General features: G+C 80.1%; 1 protein-coding gene. It reads right to left on the bottom strand.

Features of this window, described 5'->3' with window-relative positions; translation table 11 throughout:
* Positions 1 to 55 precede the first annotated feature (55 nt).
* Positions 56 to 945: glycosyltransferase (locus GTR00_RS21725; RefSeq protein ID WP_166613566.1), on the bottom strand; the 890-nt coding region annotated here is incomplete at its 5' end.

Raw genomic sequence — 945 nt, 5'->3', positions numbered from 1 at the left:
GTCGACGGGTGGCGCGCCGCCGGCTGACCGCGCGCCACCCGTCGACCGCGCCGGGTCAGGCGGGCAGCAGGTCGCCGAGGACCTCGCGCAGCCGGTGCCCGCGCCGGGACCAGTCGTGCCCGGCCGCGGCGGCGCGGCAGCGCGCCGGCAGCTGCGGGTCCGCCCGCGCCAGCAGGTCCAGGACGCGCTCGGCGAAGCGCTGCGGGCCGTCCTCCACCCACACCGCGCCCGGCAGCGCGGACACCGCCGGCAGCGGCGTGCTCACCACGGCCAGCCCGGCGGCCAGGTACTCGTACGTCTTCAGCGGGCTGACCCCCTCGGTCAGCGGCGTCACCCGGTACGGCACCAGGCCGACCGCGGCGCCCGCCAGCTGCGCGGCCAGCTCCCGCGGGCCCACCGCCGGCAGCACCTGCGCGCCCGCCGCCAGCAGCTCCGACCAGCCCGGCGCGCCGGCGGTGCCCGGCGCGAGCGGGCCCACCAGGCGCAGCTGCGCGCGCCCGCGCAGCCGGTGCGCCAGGTGGGCCAGCAGCGGCAGGTCCACCTTGTGCGCGGCGAGCGTGCCGGCGAAGACGGCGACGGGCTCGCGGGGGGCGGTGCGCTCTGCGGCGGCGCGGGCGAAGACGTCCACGTCGGCGACGTTGGGCAGGCTCAGCACCGGCGCGAAGCCCTGCCGCTCCAGGTGCGCGGCGATCGCCGCGCTGGTGCCGATGGCCAGGCCGGCGGTGCGGGCCAGGGCGCGCTCGGCGGCCAGCAGGCGCGCGGCGTGCACGCCGGGGTTCTCGTGCAGCAGGTCCACCAGGTGGTAGACGGTCGCGTCGGCCAGGTGCTCCAGCCCGTACGTGTACGGCGTGTACGTCCACAGCGCGCGCGGGCCGGGGTGCTGCGCCCAGCGCGCGACCTGGCGCCGCAGCAGCCGGGCGTTCAGGGCGCGGGTGGGCGCAGCAC

Source organism: Kineococcus indalonis (assembly GCF_009906395.1).
Classification (GTDB): domain Bacteria; phylum Actinomycetota; class Actinomycetes; order Actinomycetales; family Kineococcaceae; genus Kineococcus; species Kineococcus indalonis.
This window is presented reverse-complemented; position numbering and strand designations above follow the sequence as displayed.